Annotated in this window: 14 protein-coding genes; 8 read left to right on the top strand and 6 right to left on the bottom strand. The window is 64.6% G+C overall.

What is annotated here, in order from left to right; translation table 11 throughout:
• Positions 1-12: 12 nt before the first annotated feature.
• On the bottom strand, positions 13-309 hold the full coding sequence (locus tag ACED67_RS20160; RefSeq protein ID WP_395543531.1) for a hypothetical protein: 297 nt from the start codon (positions 307-309) through the stop codon (positions 13-15).
• The gene (gyrA, locus tag ACED67_RS20155) at positions 296-3,019 is read right to left on the bottom strand and encodes a DNA gyrase subunit A (RefSeq protein ID WP_395543530.1); all 2,724 of its coding nucleotides are present in this window, start codon (positions 3,017-3,019) and stop codon (positions 296-298) included. The genes ACED67_RS20160 and gyrA overlap by 14 nt, the downstream gene beginning before the upstream one ends.
• A 193-nt stretch (positions 3,020-3,212) precedes the next feature.
• Between gyrA and ACED67_RS20150 the strand changes: the two genes are divergently transcribed.
• Both ACED67_RS20150 and ACED67_RS20145 read left to right on the top strand, forming a co-directional pair.
• Positions 3,213-3,482, top strand: a complete 270-nt coding sequence (locus ACED67_RS20150) for an usg protein (protein ID WP_395543529.1) — start codon at positions 3,213-3,215, stop codon at positions 3,480-3,482.
• A 49-nt stretch (positions 3,483-3,531) separates the two neighbouring features.
• Positions 3,532-4,572, top strand: a complete 1,041-nt coding sequence (locus tag ACED67_RS20145; protein ID WP_395543528.1) for a lysine-2,3-aminomutase-like protein — start codon at positions 3,532-3,534, stop codon at positions 4,570-4,572.
• 76 nt (positions 4,573-4,648) lie between these two features.
• Here the strand turns inward: ACED67_RS20145 and rocF are convergent, their stop codons facing one another.
• Complete coding sequence (rocF, locus tag ACED67_RS20140) at positions 4,649-5,572, bottom strand: arginase (RefSeq protein ID WP_395543527.1); 924 nt, start codon at positions 5,570-5,572, stop codon at positions 4,649-4,651.
• 160 nt (positions 5,573-5,732) lie between these two features.
• Here rocF and ACED67_RS20135 point away from each other — a divergent pair, with 160 nt between their 5' ends.
• The 4 genes from ACED67_RS20135 (at position 5,733) to ACED67_RS20120 (ending at position 9,744) form a co-directional block, all read left to right on the top strand.
• Positions 5,733-7,700: a heme lyase CcmF/NrfE family subunit gene (locus ACED67_RS20135; protein WP_395543526.1), complete on the top strand. Its 1,968-nt coding sequence runs from the start codon at positions 5,733-5,735 to the stop codon at positions 7,698-7,700.
• A complete protein-coding gene (locus ACED67_RS20130) occupies positions 7,697-8,170 on the top strand; it encodes a cytochrome c-type biogenesis protein (protein WP_395543525.1) in 474 nt (157 codons plus the stop codon). The genes ACED67_RS20135 and ACED67_RS20130 overlap by 4 nt, the downstream gene beginning before the upstream one ends.
• Before the next feature lie 70 nt (positions 8,171-8,240).
• Positions 8,241-9,017: an enoyl-CoA hydratase-related protein gene (locus ACED67_RS20125; RefSeq protein WP_395543524.1), complete on the top strand. Its 777-nt coding sequence runs from the start codon at positions 8,241-8,243 to the stop codon at positions 9,015-9,017.
• A gap of 40 nt (positions 9,018-9,057) precedes the next feature.
• Positions 9,058-9,744 carry a hypothetical protein gene (locus ACED67_RS20120; RefSeq protein WP_395543523.1) on the top strand — a complete coding sequence of 229 codons (687 nt, stop codon included), beginning with the start codon at positions 9,058-9,060 and terminating at the stop codon, positions 9,742-9,744.
• A gap of 3 nt (positions 9,745-9,747) precedes the next feature.
• On the opposite strand, the gene ilvN is transcribed toward ACED67_RS20120, so the two are convergent.
• The 3 genes from ilvN to ACED67_RS20105 are packed head-to-tail and all read right to left on the bottom strand — an operon-like array spanning position 9,748 to position 12,486.
• Positions 9,748-10,308: an acetolactate synthase small subunit gene (gene ilvN / locus ACED67_RS20115; protein ID WP_395543522.1), complete on the bottom strand. Its 561-nt coding sequence runs from the start codon at positions 10,306-10,308 to the stop codon at positions 9,748-9,750.
• Position 10,309: 1 nt separating this feature from the next.
• Complete coding sequence (locus ACED67_RS20110) at positions 10,310-10,729, bottom strand: hypothetical protein (RefSeq protein WP_395543521.1); 420 nt, start codon at positions 10,727-10,729, stop codon at positions 10,310-10,312.
• Positions 10,729-12,486, bottom strand: coding sequence for an acetolactate synthase 3 large subunit (locus ACED67_RS20105; RefSeq protein WP_395543520.1), 1,758 nt, complete (start codon positions 12,484-12,486; stop codon positions 10,729-10,731). The genes ACED67_RS20110 and ACED67_RS20105 overlap by 1 nt, the downstream gene beginning before the upstream one ends.
• 695 nt (positions 12,487-13,181) lie before the next feature.
• Here ACED67_RS20105 and ACED67_RS20100 point away from each other — a divergent pair.
• On the top strand, positions 13,182-14,288 hold the full coding sequence (locus ACED67_RS20100) for a TRAP transporter substrate-binding protein (RefSeq protein WP_395543519.1): 1,107 nt from the start codon (positions 13,182-13,184) through the stop codon (positions 14,286-14,288).
• Between the two features lie 165 nt (positions 14,289-14,453).
• Positions 14,454-14,730: transposase (locus ACED67_RS20095; protein WP_395543518.1), on the top strand; the 277-nt coding region annotated here is incomplete at its 3' end.

Genomic DNA, 14,730 nt, shown 5'->3' with positions numbered 1-14,730 from the left:
TGCCGCAAAGGATTACCGGGCGCTTAAGAGCTGCCTCTGTTCTGCGGCGAAGGCGGCGGGGTCGGAGATATCATGCCCCAAGGCCGCCGCCTTATCGAAAAAGCCGGGTGCGGGGAGGCCGGGGGTGAGCCGTGCCTCGCAAAGCGCCGCCCGCAAAGGGTGTCCGGCGGCGGTGTCGGCTTCCATCAGGGCCTCGAGCGCGGCGGTCAGATCAGCCATGCGCAGCCCAAGCTCACGCGCCAGCGCGCCGTAGGGGATGGTCTGGCCCGCCGCCGACAAAGCGGCGAGCCGGATCTCAAGCGGGGTCATCACCCTGTTCCGCCACGCGCGCGACCGAGACCACATCCTCATCCGCCGCGACGTTGAAGACGCGCACGCCGCCGGCCGAGCGCGAGCGGAAACTGACCTGTTCGACCGGCGTGCGGATCGACTGGCCGGTCGAGGTGGCGAGCATGATCTGGTCGGACAGGTCGACCGGGAAGGAGGCCACGATGCGGCCACCCCTTGGCCCCGGCGAGATCGCCTTGACCCCCATGCCGCCGCGCCCGCGCACCGGGTAATCGTGCGACGACGACAGCTTGCCCGACCCGCCCGCGGTGATGGTGAGGATCAGGTCTTCCGCCGCCGACATTTCGGCATAGCGTTCGGGCGACAGCTGGCCCGCCGCCACGGCGGGTTCCTCGTCATCCTCCGACGCCTCATCCTCTGTCACACCGGCCATCAGGCGGCGCTGTTTCAGATAGGCCTCGCGTTCCTCGGGGGTGGCCTCGAAATGGCGGATGATCGCCATGGACACGACCTTGTCGCCCGCCCCCAGCCGGATGCCGCGCACGCCGGTCGAGCCGCGCGACTTGAAGACGCGAATCTCGGTGGTCGGGAAGCGGATGGCGCGGCCGCCCATGGTGACCAGCATCACATCGTCGCTGTCATTGGCGATGGCGGCATTCACCAGCGTCGTGCCCTCGGGCAGGTTCATCGCGATCTTGCCGTTGCGCTTGACATTGGTGAAGTCAGAAAGGTCGTTCTGCCGGACATCGCCATCCGAAGTGGCGAAGACGATCTGCAGCGAGGCCCAGTCTTCCTCGGGCACATCCACCGGCATCAGCGCGGCGATGGAGACGCCGTTCTGGATCGGCAGGATATTGACCAGGGCCTTACCCTTGGCGGTGCGGCCCGCCACCGGCAGGCGCCAGGTCTTGAGCTTGTAGACCATGCCATCGGTGGTGAAGAACAGAAGCCAGGTATGGGTATTGGCGACGAAAAGCGTCGTCACCACATCGTCTTCCTTGGTGGCCATCGAGGCCAGGCCCTTGCCGCCGCGGTTCTGGCTGCGGAATTCGGCCAGCGGCGTGCGCTTGATATAGCCGCCCGAGGTGATGGTCACGACCATATCCTCGCGCTCGATCAGATCCTCGTCGTCCATGTCGCCTTCCCAATCGGCGATCTCGGTGCGGCGGGGGACGGCGAAATTGGCTTTGATCTCGGACAACTCGTTCGAGATGATCGCCATGATCCGCTCGCGCGAGGACAGGATGTCGAGGTAATCCTTGATCTTGGCGGCCAGCTCTTCCAGCTCGTCGGTCACTTCCTTGACACCCAGGGCCGTCAGGCGTTGCAGGCGAAGGTCCAGGATGGCGCGGGCCTGGATTTCCGACAGGTTGTAGGTGCCGTCCTCGTTGATCTTGTGGCTTGGGTCGTCGATCAGCCGGATATAGGCGGCGATGTCATGGGCGGGCCAGCGCCGGGTCATCAGCCGCTCGCGCGCTTCGGCCGGATCGGCCGAGGAGCGGATGGTGGCGACCACCTCGTCCACATTCGACACCGCGACCGCAAGGCCGCAGAGGATATGGCTGCGCTCGCGCGCCTTGCGCAGCTCATAGGCCGTGCGGCGGGCGACGACCTCTTCGCGGAAGGTCACGAAATGCGACAGGAAATCGCGCAGCGTCAGCGTTTCGGGCCGGCCGTTGTTCAGCGCCAGCATGTTGCAGCCGAAGGAAACCTGCATCGGCGTGAAGCGCCAGAGCTGGTTCAGCACCACATCGGGCGTGGCGTCGCGCTTCAGCTCGATCACCACGCGCACACCGACGCGGTCGGATTCGTCGGCGACGGTGGCGATGCCGTCGATGCGCTTTTCACGCACCTGTTCGGCGATCTTCTCGATCATCGACGCCTTGTTCACCTGGAAGGGGATCTCATCGATGATGATCGCCCAGCGGTCCTTGCGCAGTTCTTCCACATGGGTCTTGGCCCGGATGATCACCGAACCGCGGCCTTCGAGATAGGCTTTCCGCGCGCCGGACCGGCCCAGGATCATGCCGCCCGTCGGGAAATCGGGGGCGGGCACGTGCTCCATCAGCTGTTCGGTCGAGATGTCGGGGTTCTGGATCAGGGCCAGCGTGGCGTCGACCACTTCCCCAAGGTTGTGTGGCGGGATGCGGGTCGCCATGCCGACGGCGATGCCTTCCGAGCCATTGACCAGCATGTTCGGGAAACGCGCAGGCAGGACGGTGGGTTCGCGATCCTTGCCGTCGTAATTGTCCTGGAAATCGACGGTGTCCTTGTCGATATCGTCCAGAAGCGCCAGGGCCGCGCGTTCCAGACGCACTTCGGTATAGCGGAAGGCGGCCGGCGGGTCGCCGTCCATCGAACCGAAATTACCCTGCCCGTCGAGAAGCGGCAGGGACATCGAGAAGTCCTGCGTCATCCGCACCAGCGCGTCATAGATCGAGGCGTCGCCATGCGGGTGGTATTTCCCCATCGCCTCGGCCACCGGGCGCGAGGATTTCCGATAGGGCTTGTCATGCGTGTTGCCGACATCGTGCATGGCGTAAAGAATGCGCCGATGCACAGGTTTTAGGCCGTCACGCAGGTCGGGGATGGCCCGGCTGACGATGACCGACATGGCATAGTCGAGATAGGCCGTGCGCATTTCCTGCGCGATATCGACCTGCGGGCCATGCGGGGCCGGACCCTCGGGGGGCGCGCCTGCAATATCAGTGTCTTCGGGGGTGTCCGCCACGGTCTTCCTTGCCTGCCCGGAAGGGGCCCAGATTTTGTTGCGCAGACCTTACACCATCCCAATCCTTGGGTGCAAGGATGGGGGCGGTGCGTTGGCAGCACTGTTGGAAGCGGAGTGACAAGGTATTGAAATCGTTGCGTGATTCTTAAATTCTGTCATGCTTGGCTCATGGGGGCGAAAGGAGGCATCACCCATGCAGGCAAGCGAGACCGAGCTGATGCTCAGGGGGTACGGGATGACCACGGCGGAAATCTATTACCGCATGCCGGATTATCGAAGCGTTATCAACAGCTTCGTCTGGCAGCACATGGATCTGGCGCCCGATTACCCTGAGCTGTTCCGATTCATCGAATTCTGGCAGGGCAATATCGAAGGCCCGCTGCATTCCGTGCGTTTCACCCATCGCAAGCTGATTGGCCCGGGCGAATGGCGCAATGTGGTGGGGGAGTTCCGTCTGCACTGACAGGCGCGGGGCTTGAAGCTGGCGATGGCGGCGCGTAAGGCGGCGCGCCATGACGCTTGACGCTCCGAAATCGAAAAGAACCGCCGTGACCAGCGTCAAGGCGCTGGACGAGCTGGGTCTTGTAACAGATGACCGCGCCACGCTGGAGGCGGTCGCTGCGGCTTTCCGGATACGGATCAGCCCCGAGATGCTGGCGGTGGAAGATGCGGGCGTGCGAGCGCAATTCCTGCCGGATGCTCGCGAGTTGCGGATGCGGCCCGAGGAACTGGCCGACCCGATCGGCGACGATGCGCATCGCCCCGTGCCGGGCCTGACCCATCGCTACCCCGATCGCGCCATCCTGCACGCGACCCAAAGCTGCGAGGTCTATTGCCGCTTCTGTTTCCGTCGCGAGACGGTGGGCGAGACGGGCCTTCTGGCCGAAGCCGAATTCGACCGGGTGATCGACTATCTGCGCGCCACGCCCGCTGTTCGCGAGGTGATCTTCACCGGGGGCGATCCGCTGACCCTGTCGCCCCGCCGACTGGGCGCGATGCTGGACCGGCTGGAAGAACTGGGCAGCGTCGAACTGGTGCGCTTCCACACCCGCGTTCCGGTGGTGGCGCCGGAGAAGATCAGCGAAGGCCTGGCGCAAATTCTGGACCGGGACTTGCCGGTCTGGCTGGTGCTGCATGTCAACCATGCCGCGGAACTGACCGAGGCGGCGGGGGCCGCGCTGCGGCGGCTGAACCGGGCGGGGGTGCCGCTTCTGTCGCAATCGGTGCTGCTGAAGGGCGTGAATGCCGATGCCGACACGCTGGAAACCCTGTTCCGCGCCCTGCTGCGGCACCGGGTCAAGCCCTATTACCTGCATCATCCCGATCTGGCCAAAGGCACCGGGCATTTCCGGCTGACACTGGCGGAAGGACAGGCGATCCTGGCTGCGCTGCGCGGCAGGATGACCGGAATTGGCCAACCGCTCTATGTGCTGGATATTCCGGGCGGCCATGGCAAGGTGCCGGTCGGGCCAGGTTATCTGCGGGGCGACGGGCAGGGCGGCTGGATCGTCACCGACCCGCAGGGGGGCGAGCACCCCTACCGCGATCTCTGACGTCGGCCCGCCCGGGGGTTTCACACCCCCGGACCCCCGTGGGATATTTGAGAACAGAAGAAGAGGCGTAGCCGGGTCATTTCGATCGTGTCGGCCGGTCGAAGACCTTCTTGCCCATCAGGCTGCCGACCAGATCGACCATCAGCCGTGCGGTCATGCCGCGGTCGTCGAGGAAGGGGTTCAGCTCGACCAGGTCGAGGCTGGTGACAAGGCCGGATTCATGCAGCAGCTCCATCACCAGATGCGCCTCGCGGAACGTGGTGCCGCCGGGAACGGTGGTGCCCACGGCCGGCGCTATCGAGGGGTCGAGGAAATCGACATCCAGCGAGACATGCAACATGCCGCCATCCTTGCGGCAGCGGTTGAGAAAGTCGCGCAGCGGTTTGACGATTCCATGTTCATCGATCACCCGCATGTCGTTGATGGCGATGTCGCGTTCCTGCATGGCTGCCTGTTCCTCGGGATCGACCGAGCGGATGCCGAACATGCAGATGCGCGGCGCGGGAACTGCGGCGGGAAAGGGCGGGAAGGCGTCGAAGCCGTCGCGCCCGTTGATATAGGCCAGCGGCGTGCCGTGCAGATTGCCGGAGGTCGTCGTCATCGGCGTGTGGAAATCGGAATGGGCGTCGAGCCAGAGCAGGTAGAGTGGCCGGCCCTGACGCGCGGCGAAAGTGGCGGCCCCGGCGACCGAGCCGAGGGCAAGGGAATGGTCGCCCCCCATGATGATCGGGAAGCCGCCCTCGGACAGCGCGTCGTCAACGCGGTCGCGCAGCACTTCGGTCCAGCCCAGCGTCTCGGCCAGGGAATGGACCGCGGGGTTGGGGCAGGTAACGGCTTGCAGCGCAGGCAGGGCGACATCGCCCCAATCTTCGACCGCATGGCCTTCGGACGCGATCTCGCGCGCGATTCCCGCCACGCGATAGGCGGCGGGGCCCATCAGGCAGCCGGGGCGTTTCTGGCCGCTGTCGATGGGCGCGCCGATGAGGATGGTGCGGGTCATGGGAGCCTCCGTCCTGATCCGGCGCTAGGGTTACACGCCCCTGCGGCTGCGGGCCAGAGGCCAATGGCCGCCGGATGACAAGACCGCGACGCTTGCGCGCAGCCCATTGGAAGGGGGGCGGTTGCGGATTAGGGTGGCGCGGAACCCCGGGGGGAAGCGGATGATCGTCGAGCTTGGACATTTCGCGCTGGTTCTGGCGCTTATGGTGGCACTGGTGCAGGCGTTGTTGCCCCTATGGGGGGCGCATCGCGGCAATGCCGCGCTGATGGCGGTGGCGGCCCCGGCGGCGGTGGTGCAATTCGCCCTTCTGGCGCTGTCTTTCGGGGTCTTGACCTGGGCTTTCGTGGTCTCGGATTTCTCGCTGGCCGTGGTGACGGCCAACAGCCACACGTTGAAGCCGATGCTCTACAAGATCACCGGCACCTGGGGGAACCATGAAGGGTCGCTTCTTCTGTGGTCGCTGATCCTGGCGCTGTTCGGCGCCAGCGCGGCCTGGTTCGGCGGCAACCTGCCCGACCGGCTGCGGGCGCGGGTGATCGCGGTGCAGGGGCTGATCGGCGTGGCCTTCATCGCCTTTCTTCTGTTCACCTCGAACCCGTTCTGGCGCCTGCAAACCCCGCCTTTGGATGGCAATGACCTGAACCCCTTGCTTCAGGACCCTGGCCTCGCCTTCCACCCCCCGTTCCTCTACCTTGGCTATGTTGGGCTGAGCATGGCCTTTTCCTTCGCCATCGCGGCGCTGATCGAGGGCCGGGTTGACGCCGCCTGGGCGCGCTGGGTGCGGCCCTGGACGCTGGCGGCCTGGATCTTCCTGACCATCGGTATCGCGCTGGGGTCGTGGTGGGCCTATTACGAACTGGGCTGGGGCGGCTTCTGGTTCTGGGACCCGGTGGAAAATGCCAGTTTCATGCCCTGGCTTCTGGCCGCCGCCCTGCTGCACAGCGCCATCGTCGTGGAAAAGCGCGAGAGCCTGAAGAGCTGGACCATCCTGCTGGCGATCCTCGCCTTCGGCTTCTCGCTGATCGGCACGTTCATCGTGCGTTCGGGCGTGATCACCAGCGTGCACAGCTTCGCCTCGGACCCGGAGCGCGGCGTCTTCATCCTGGGCATCCTCGCCTTCTTCACCGGCGGCGGGCTGGTGCTTTATGCGCTCCGCGCCAGCGCGATGGAGGCCAAGGGCTTGTTCGGCATGGTCAGCCGGGAATCGGCGCTGGTGCTGAACAACATCCTCCTGGCGGTCTCGGCCTTTGTCGTCTTCATCGGCACGATCTGGCCCCTGATTTCCGAAATCATGATGGACCGCGTGGTCTCGGTGGGCGAGCCCTTCTTCAATGCCGCCTTCACGCCCTTCTTCGTGGCGCTGGCGGTGGTGCTGCCCGCAGGCGCGATGCTGGCCTGGAAGCGGGGCGATCTTGTGCGCGCGCTGAAAGGGCTGATACCGGTGGCGGCGCTGTCGGTCGCGCTGGCGCTCTTGGTCTGGGCGATGCAGAGCGGGCGGTCGGCGCTGGGGCCGATCGGCGTTCTCTTGGGCGCCTGGGTGGTGCTGGGCGCGCTGTGGGATCTGTGGAGCCGCACCGGGCGCGGCCCGAACCGGCTATCGCGTCTGACCCGCCTGCCGCGCGCCGATTGGGGCAAGGCCAGCGCCCATGCGGGCCTGGGCGTCCTGATCTTCGCCGTCGCGGCCATGCATGCCTGGAAGGTCGAGGTCATCCGCGTGGCGCAACTGGGCGAAACCTTCGCGCTGGGCCAGTATGACGTCACCGTGAAGGAGGTGCATGACGAGCAGGGGCCGAATTACCGCACCACTATGGCCGAGATGGTCGTGACGAAGGCGGGCGCGCCTGTGGCGGTGATGTTTCCCGAGAAGCGCTTCTATCCGGTCCAGTCCATGCCGACGACCGAAGCCGCCATCCACCAGACCGCGCTGCGCGACCTGTATCTGGTGATCGGCGATCCGCAGCAGGGCGGCGGCTGGGCGGTGCGCGGCTATCTGGAGCCCTTTGCGGTCTGGCTGTGGATCGGTTCTGGGCTGATGGCGCTGGGCGGGCTTCTGAGCCTGACCGATCGGCGCTATCGCGTGGCGGCAGGCGCGCGACGCCCGGTGGTGCAAGGGGTTCCGGCGGAATGAAGGGTTTGGCGGCTTGGCGGGGCAGAACCGCATCCTGCGTCCTGGCACTGGCGCTGCTGGCCGCACCGGCCCTTGCGGTGCAACCTGACGAGATGCTGGCGGACCCGGCGCTTGAGGCGCGGGCGCGCGAGATCTCCAAGAACATCCGCTGCCCGGTCTGCCAGGGCGAATCGATTGACGACAGCAATGCCGCGATCAGCCATGACCTGCGGGTGATCATCCGCGAGCGTCTGGTGGCGGGGGACACGGACGATGAGGTGGTCGATTTCATCGTCGAGCGCTACGGCGAATTCGTCCTGTTCAACCCGCGCGCCTCGGGATTGAACCTGATCCTGTGGCTGGCCGGCCCGGCCATGCTGCTGCTGGGCGGGGGCATCGCAATCATGGCCATGCGCCGGCGTGAGGCGCCTTCTGAAGCTGCCCTGACTGCGGCCGAGGAAGCCCGGCTGAAGGAACTTCTCAAGGACTGAGCTGACGCAGCGTTCGGCTTTCCTGCCGGGTCGCGCCTGCTAGGTTGGCCCGCAACAGGGAGGCGCGGTCATGAGCTACGAGACGATTGAGGTCAGCGAGACAGGCGGCGTCGCCACCATTGCGATGAACCGGCCAGCGGTGATGAACGCGTTGTCCTCGCAGATGCGGCTGGATCTGGCCGAGGCGCTGGAAGCCGCAGCAGGAACTGCCCGTTGCATCGTGTTGACCGGCACGGGGCGGGCCTTCTGCTCGGGGCAGGACCTTCAGGATGCCACCAATATCGCCGCGGTGGATTTCGAACGCATCCTGAACGAGGAATATGTGCCCCTGTTGCGCCTCATCACCGATGCACCCGTGCCGGTGATCGCGGCGGTGAATGGCGCGGCGGCGGGGGCGGGGGCCAATCTGGCGCTGGCCTGCGACGTGGTGATCGCGGCTGAAAGCGCCAGTTTCATCCAGGCCTTCACCCGGATCGGGCTGATCCCAGATGCGGGCGGCACCCATTGGCTGCCGCGCCAGATCGGCCTGGCCCGCGCCATGGGGGCGGCGCTCTTCGCCGACAAGATCGGTGCCCGGCAGGCCGCCGATTGGGGGATGATCTGGGAAGCGGTGCCGGATGCAGAATTCGAGGCGGTGGTCGCCGCCCGCGCCGGGCATCTGGCGGCGGGGCCGACCGGGGCCTATCGCGCGCTGAAACAGGCGCTGCGGGGCAGTTTCGATCTGGACCTTGCCGGCGCATTGGCCCTCGAGGCCAGACTGCAGGGCCAGTGCGGTGCCAGCGCCGATTTTGTCGAAGGAGTCACGGCTTTTCTTGAAAAGCGCGCGCCCCGCTTCAAGGGCGCCTGAAGCCGCGTCATACTCGGTCGCCGGATCAGAAGGGGGCCTCATGACCGAGCCGAATCGCGACGACGTGCTGCGCGCTTATTACCGCATCCGCCGGATGCTGGGCTGGCTGGGCTTCACCTTGCCCTTCCTGCTGATCCTGGGCGGCTGGTTCAGCCAGGGCGCGGTGGAGCCGTCGATCTCGGACTATTACCATACGCTGATGCGCGATGTTTTCGTCGGTGTGCTGACGGCCATCGGCTTGTTCCTGATCACCTATCCCGGCCATGCGCGCCGTCCGGGCGAATGGCTGTCGGATGACATGATCACCACGGTCGCCGGGATCGCGGCCTTTGGCGTGGCCTATTTCCCGAACGAGATGCGGACGAACGCCAACCTGCTTGGTTCGATCACACAGCAGGCTTTGGGCTATAAATGGGCCGCCATGGCGCATTACGCCTCGGCCATCGTCTTCCTCTCGGCGCTGGCCGCGCTGTGCCTTGGCCGCTTCTCGCGCACCGCCAAGCCGCTGCGCCGCCGGATCTACCGCGCCTGCGGCTGGACGATCGCGGTGATGACGGTCGCGGTGATCGTGGCCAGCTGGTTCAAGGTGATGGGGCCGGACGGGCCGCAGAGGGTGGTCAACCACGCGCTGCTGGTCCTTTGGGGCGAGGCGATCGCGATCTGGGCCTTCGCGGTGGCCTGGCTGGTGAAGGGCAGGGTGGAGGAGCGGCGGGCGCGCCGCCCCTGAGGGTCACACCCCGCGCGACAGGGCTGCCACGCCGGTGCGGGCGATTTCCTTCAGGCCCAGCGGCCGCATCAATTCGGCGAAGGCATCGATCTTGTCGGACATGCCGGTCATCTCGAAGACAAAGCTTTCCAGCGTCGAGTCGACCACATTGGCGCGGAAGATCTCGGCCAGGCGCAGCGCCTCGATCCGCGCATCGCCCTTGCCCTGCACCTTGAACAACGCCAGTTCGCGCTGCACGCTCGGGCCCTCGGCGGTCAGGTCATGGACCTCATGCACCGGCACCATGCGCGACAGTTGCGCCTCGATCTGGTCGATCACGGCAGGCGTCCCGCGGGTGACCACGGTGATGCGGCTGCGGTGGCCGGTATGGTCGACCTCGGCCACGGTCAGGCTGTCGATATTGTAGCCGCGGCCGGAAAACAGGCCGATCACGCGGGCCAGCACGCCCGGCTCGTTCTCGACGATCACCGCAAGCGTGTGGCTTTCCTCGACCTCGATATGGCTGTCGCGTAGGTCATAGGCGGAATGGCTCGTCGAGCCTTTCTTGATGTTCAGTGCGGACATGTCATTCAATTCCTGTCGCAAGCTGGGCTTTGGTTGCATCGTCGAGATGGATAAGGCGCGACCGCCCCTTCGGCAGATCGGCGCAACCAGCCGTCGCATTCAGCAGCCGATTTTCTGTCAATCGCTCGGCCCGGTGTTCAGCGGCGTTTACGCTCCCCCAATTTCGCCTTCTCTGACGCAGCGCCGACGTGATGGACTGAGCGCTGTCATCATGGGTCGCAGCGTCCGTCAGGGTGATCTTACCCTTCAGCCGTGCTTTTCGGTTTGCACGCGCCTTGATCAGAGGCGCATGGCGCCGGGCTGCCTTGTTGGAGGCATTAGCGACGATTTTCCGCTGCCGACTATTGTCGCGGTCCTTCTCGGCGACAGGATCATTCCCCGTGCGCCGAGACGGTTTCTCTAAAAAATCAATAGCTGTCATCACACCAGCACCGCACCCGACTTGAAGGCGCTGGCATCGGCCGACAAGAGCATCTCGTTATGCGGCTTTCCGCTCGGGATCATCGGGAAACAGTTCTCATGCTTCTCGACCAGGCAATCGAAGATCACCGGCCCGTCATAGCGGATCATTTCCAGGATCGCGTCATCCAGGTCCTTGGGGTCCGAGACCTTGATGCCCTTGCAGCCGAAGGCCTCGGCCAGTTTCACGAAATCGGGCAGGCTTTCCGACCACGATTGTGAATAGCGCTCACCATGCAGCAATTCCTGCCACTGGCGCACCATGCCGAGGCGTTCATTGTTGAGGATGAACTGCTTGACCGGGGCGCGGAACTGCATCGCCGTGCCCATTTCCTGCATGTTCATCAGCCAGGACGCCTCGCCCGCGACGTTGATAACCAATGCTTCGGGATGGGCCACCTGAACGCCGATCGAGGCGGGCAGGCCATAGCCCATCGTCCCCAACCCGCCCGAGGTCATCCAGCGGTTCGGCGCGTCGAAGCCCAGGAATTGCGCCGCCCACATCTGGTGCTGGCCCACTTCGGTGGTGATGTAGCGGTCCATGCCCTTGGTCAGCGCTTCCAGCCGTTGCAGCGCATATTGCGGCTTGATCACCTTGTCCGAACCGGCATAGGCGAGGCAGTTCACGTTCCGCCATTCCTCGATCTGCGCCCACCATTTGGCGAGGCCGGCCTTGTTGACCTTGCGGCCGCGCGCCTTCCAGATCTTCAGCGCGTCTTCCAGCACATGGCCGACATCGCCCAGGATCGGCACATCGACGCGGATGACCTTGTTGATCGAGGAAGGGTCGATGTCGATATGGACTTTCTTCGAGCGGGGCGAGAAATCCTTGACCCGTCCGGTGATGCGGTCGTCAAAGCGCGCACCCACGTTGATCATCAGGTCGCAGCCATGCATGGCGAGATTGGCCTCATAGAGGCCGTGCATCCCGAGCATGCCGATCCATTCCTTGCCCGAGGCCGGATAGGCGCCCAGGCCCATCAGGGTGGAGGTGATCGGGAAGCCGGTGGCCTCGACCAGTTCGCGCAGCAATTGGCTCGCGGCCTTGCCCGAGTTGATGACACCGCCGCCGGTGTAGAAAAGCGGCCGTTCGGCGGTTTCCATCATCTCGACCAGACGGGTGATCGCTTCGATATCGCCCTTGACGCGCGGCTGGTAATGGCTGGGCTTAAGCTTTTCCTTGGGCGTGTAATCGGCGGTGGCAAATTGCACATCCTTCGGAATGTCGACCAGGACCGGGCCGGGGCGGCCCGCTGTGGCGACATGGAAGGCCTGATGGATGGTCTCGGCCAGTTTCGCCGTGTCCTTGACCAGCCAGTTCATCTTGGTGCAGGGCCGGGTGATGCCAACCGTATCGGCCTCCTGGAAACCGTCGGTGCCGATCATGAAGGTCGGGACCTGGCCGGTCAGGACGATGATCGGGATCGAATCCATCAGCGCATCGGTCAGGCCCGTGACGGCATTGGTCGCGCCGGGGCCAGAGGTCACCAGCGCAACGCCGGGCTTGCCGGTCGAGCGGGCATACCCCTCGGCCATATGAACGGCACCCTGTTCATGACGCACGAGGATGTGGCGGATGTCATTCTGAAGGAAGAGTTCGTCATAGATCGGAAGTACCGCGCCGCCCGGATAGCCGAAGACCACCTCGACGCCCTGATCCTTCAGCGCCTGAACCACCATCTTCGCGCCTGTCATCTGCGCCGTCGTCTGACGTGTCATCTCTCGCCTCTTTCCTTCCGCATCGCACAACAAAAAGCCCCCGGGCATCAGACCGGGGGCGCATGGGAACCTGTTATGGGGCAACCGTTACCGGCCCATGCGCCAAATGCCCCCAAGTACAAGAATGCCGAACATTGCAGGTCCTCCGGCCCGGCCCCCTTGGCCTGACCGCGGCGGACACTAGAGCGGGGCGGTGATCCCGTCAATGGCAAAAGCACAAGAAAGATGTCGCCGGGGCGTCGAATCTTGAACGATTGTTTCACGCGCTCAGTGAGCGGCGCAACTTTTGAAAATGCGAGGCAGAGAGATTCGCGGGCGGGGGCTTTAGGGGGGCCTGCCGTTTGGCGAAACGGCGGGGCGGGCTGCATGGCCGGTTCGGGCCGGTCTGGATGACGTAAGGGAAGGCGTGGTGCGATGCGGCTTGGGCGGGGCCTCTTACAACAGGTCCGGCCCTGCGCCGCAAGAAGCGGAGATGAATCGCTGTGCCTTTGCTGCCAAATTGTGCAGGAAGACCAAAGGTTAAGGGGCGAATCTCGGGGCTGGCGCGGCCTTGGTCTGACTGGTAAGGAAAACTGACCGCCCGCCGGTTTCGGCTGCGAAGAAATGAGTTTGCAAGGCGGAGTCGGCTCGCTAGGGTCAAGCAGGCAACAAGGCCCGACCGGGAGTACGGGCCGTATAAACGTGGAGGAGACCACATGGATCGTCGTTCCTTTCTGACCAAGGCCAGTGTTGGCGGCGTGGCCGCTGCCGGGGCCTCGGTCCTGGCCGCCCCGGCCATCGCGCAGGATATGCCCAACGTCACCTGGCGCGTGACCTCGTCCTTTCCCAAGTCGCTCGACACGATCTATGGCGCGGCCCAGGTCATGGCCGACACGGTTTCGGCGATGACCGATGGCAAGTTCCAGATTCAGGTCTTCCCGGCGGGTGAGCTGGTTCCCGGTCTGGAAGCGGCGGATGCCGTGTCCTCTGGCACGGTCGAGGCCTGCCACACGGTTCCTTATTACTTCTGGGGCAAGGATCCGACCTATGCGCTGGGCGCAGCCGTGCCTTTCGGCCTGAACGCGCGGATGATGAACGCCTGGTTCTACCATGGCGGCGGCATCGACATGATGAACGAGTTCTACGCCACCCAGAACCTGATCGCCTTCCCGGCCGGCAATACCGGCGTGCAGATGGCGGGCTGGTACAAGAAAGAGATCAACTCGCTGGCCGATCTTCAGGGCCTGAAGATGCGCATCGGCGGCTTTGCCGGCAAGGTGATCGAGAAATTGGGCGTGGTGCCGCAGCAGATCGCGGCGGGCGACATCTATCCGTCGCTGGAAAAAGGCACGATCGACGCGACCGAATGGGTCGGCCCCTATGACGACGAGAAGCTTGGCTTCTACAAGGTCGCGCCCTATTACTACTATCCCGGTTGGTGGGAAGGTGGCCCGGCCATCGCCACAATGATCAACCTGGCGAAATGGGGTGAGCTGCCGCCAGCCTATCAGGCGGCGCTGAAGGCAGCCTGTGTGGTCGCGAATATGGACATGCTGTCCAACTACGACTGGAAGAACCCCACGGCGCTGAAGTCGCTGGTGGCGAATGGCGCCCAGCTTCGCCCACTGCCGCAAGACATCCTCTCGGCCGCCTTCGAGGCCTCGAACGAGGTTTATGCCGAAGTGTCGGCCTCGAATCCGGCTTTCGCTAAGATCAAGGCTTCGCAGGATGCCTTCCGCAAGGATGCCTATCTGAACGCCCAGATCGCCGAATACAATTACGACGTGTTCATGATGGCGCAGCAGCAGGCCGGCAAGCTGTAAGCTAACCGAAATCAGGATCGGGACAGGCCCCGGGGGAAACCCCGGGGCCTTTCTCTTTGGTGGCAGTTGCGAAGGCTGGACAGGCGATCACGGTGAAAAATCGGGTCGCTCTGGACTTGCCCGGAAAATGTGGAGAGCACCAACTGAGGAACCAGGAGGTGTTCTATGGGAAACGGGAACAGACCGACGCCGGAGTTTCGGCGTGAAGCTGTGCGGCTGGCGCTGACCAGCGGTCGGACGCGGCGGGAGATTGCGGAAGATTTGGGCATCGGCTTGTCGACCTTGACGCGATGGCTTGGTCAGGAGCGCGATGCAGCTGAGCCAAGTGAGGCACCTGTCGATCTGCATGCCGAGCTGAAGCGGCTGCGGCGGGAGAATGCGGTTCTGAAGCAGGAGCGCGACATTCTAAAAAAAGCTGCGGCCTTCTTCGCGAGGGAGGGAA

The organism is Neotabrizicola paludis (genome assembly GCF_044142105.1).
Taxonomy (GTDB): domain Bacteria; phylum Pseudomonadota; class Alphaproteobacteria; order Rhodobacterales; family Rhodobacteraceae; genus Pseudogemmobacter.
Note: the sequence above shows the minus strand (reverse complement) of the source record. Positions and strands in the feature narration are given on the sequence as shown.

What these genes read in the sequence shown, in the direction of transcription:
- ACED67_RS20160 (WP_395543531.1), bottom strand. Translation starts at nt 309, where the DNA reads ATGACCCCGCTTGAGATCCGGCTCGCCGCTTTGTCGGCGGCGGGCCAG.
- ACED67_RS20150 (WP_395543529.1), top strand. Translation starts at nt 3,213, where the DNA reads ATGCAGGCAAGCGAGACCGAGCTGATGCTCAGGGGGTACGGGATGACC.
- ACED67_RS20145 (WP_395543528.1), top strand. Translation starts at nt 3,532, where the DNA reads ATGACGCTTGACGCTCCGAAATCGAAAAGAACCGCCGTGACCAGCGTC.
- rocF (WP_395543527.1), bottom strand. Translation starts at nt 5,572, where the DNA reads ATGACCCGCACCATCCTCATCGGCGCGCCCATCGACAGCGGCCAGAAA.
- ACED67_RS20135 (WP_395543526.1), top strand. Translation starts at nt 5,733, where the DNA reads ATGATCGTCGAGCTTGGACATTTCGCGCTGGTTCTGGCGCTTATGGTG.
- ACED67_RS20130 (WP_395543525.1), top strand. Translation starts at nt 7,697, where the DNA reads ATGAAGGGTTTGGCGGCTTGGCGGGGCAGAACCGCATCCTGCGTCCTG.
- ACED67_RS20125 (WP_395543524.1), top strand. Translation starts at nt 8,241, where the DNA reads ATGAGCTACGAGACGATTGAGGTCAGCGAGACAGGCGGCGTCGCCACC.
- ACED67_RS20120 (WP_395543523.1), top strand. Translation starts at nt 9,058, where the DNA reads ATGACCGAGCCGAATCGCGACGACGTGCTGCGCGCTTATTACCGCATC.
- ilvN (WP_395543522.1), bottom strand. Translation starts at nt 10,308, where the DNA reads ATGTCCGCACTGAACATCAAGAAAGGCTCGACGAGCCATTCCGCCTAT.
- ACED67_RS20110 (WP_395543521.1), bottom strand. Translation starts at nt 10,729, where the DNA reads ATGACAGCTATTGATTTTTTAGAGAAACCGTCTCGGCGCACGGGGAAT.
- ACED67_RS20105 (WP_395543520.1), bottom strand. Translation starts at nt 12,486, where the DNA reads ATGACACGTCAGACGACGGCGCAGATGACAGGCGCGAAGATGGTGGTT.
- ACED67_RS20100 (WP_395543519.1), top strand. Translation starts at nt 13,182, where the DNA reads ATGGATCGTCGTTCCTTTCTGACCAAGGCCAGTGTTGGCGGCGTGGCC.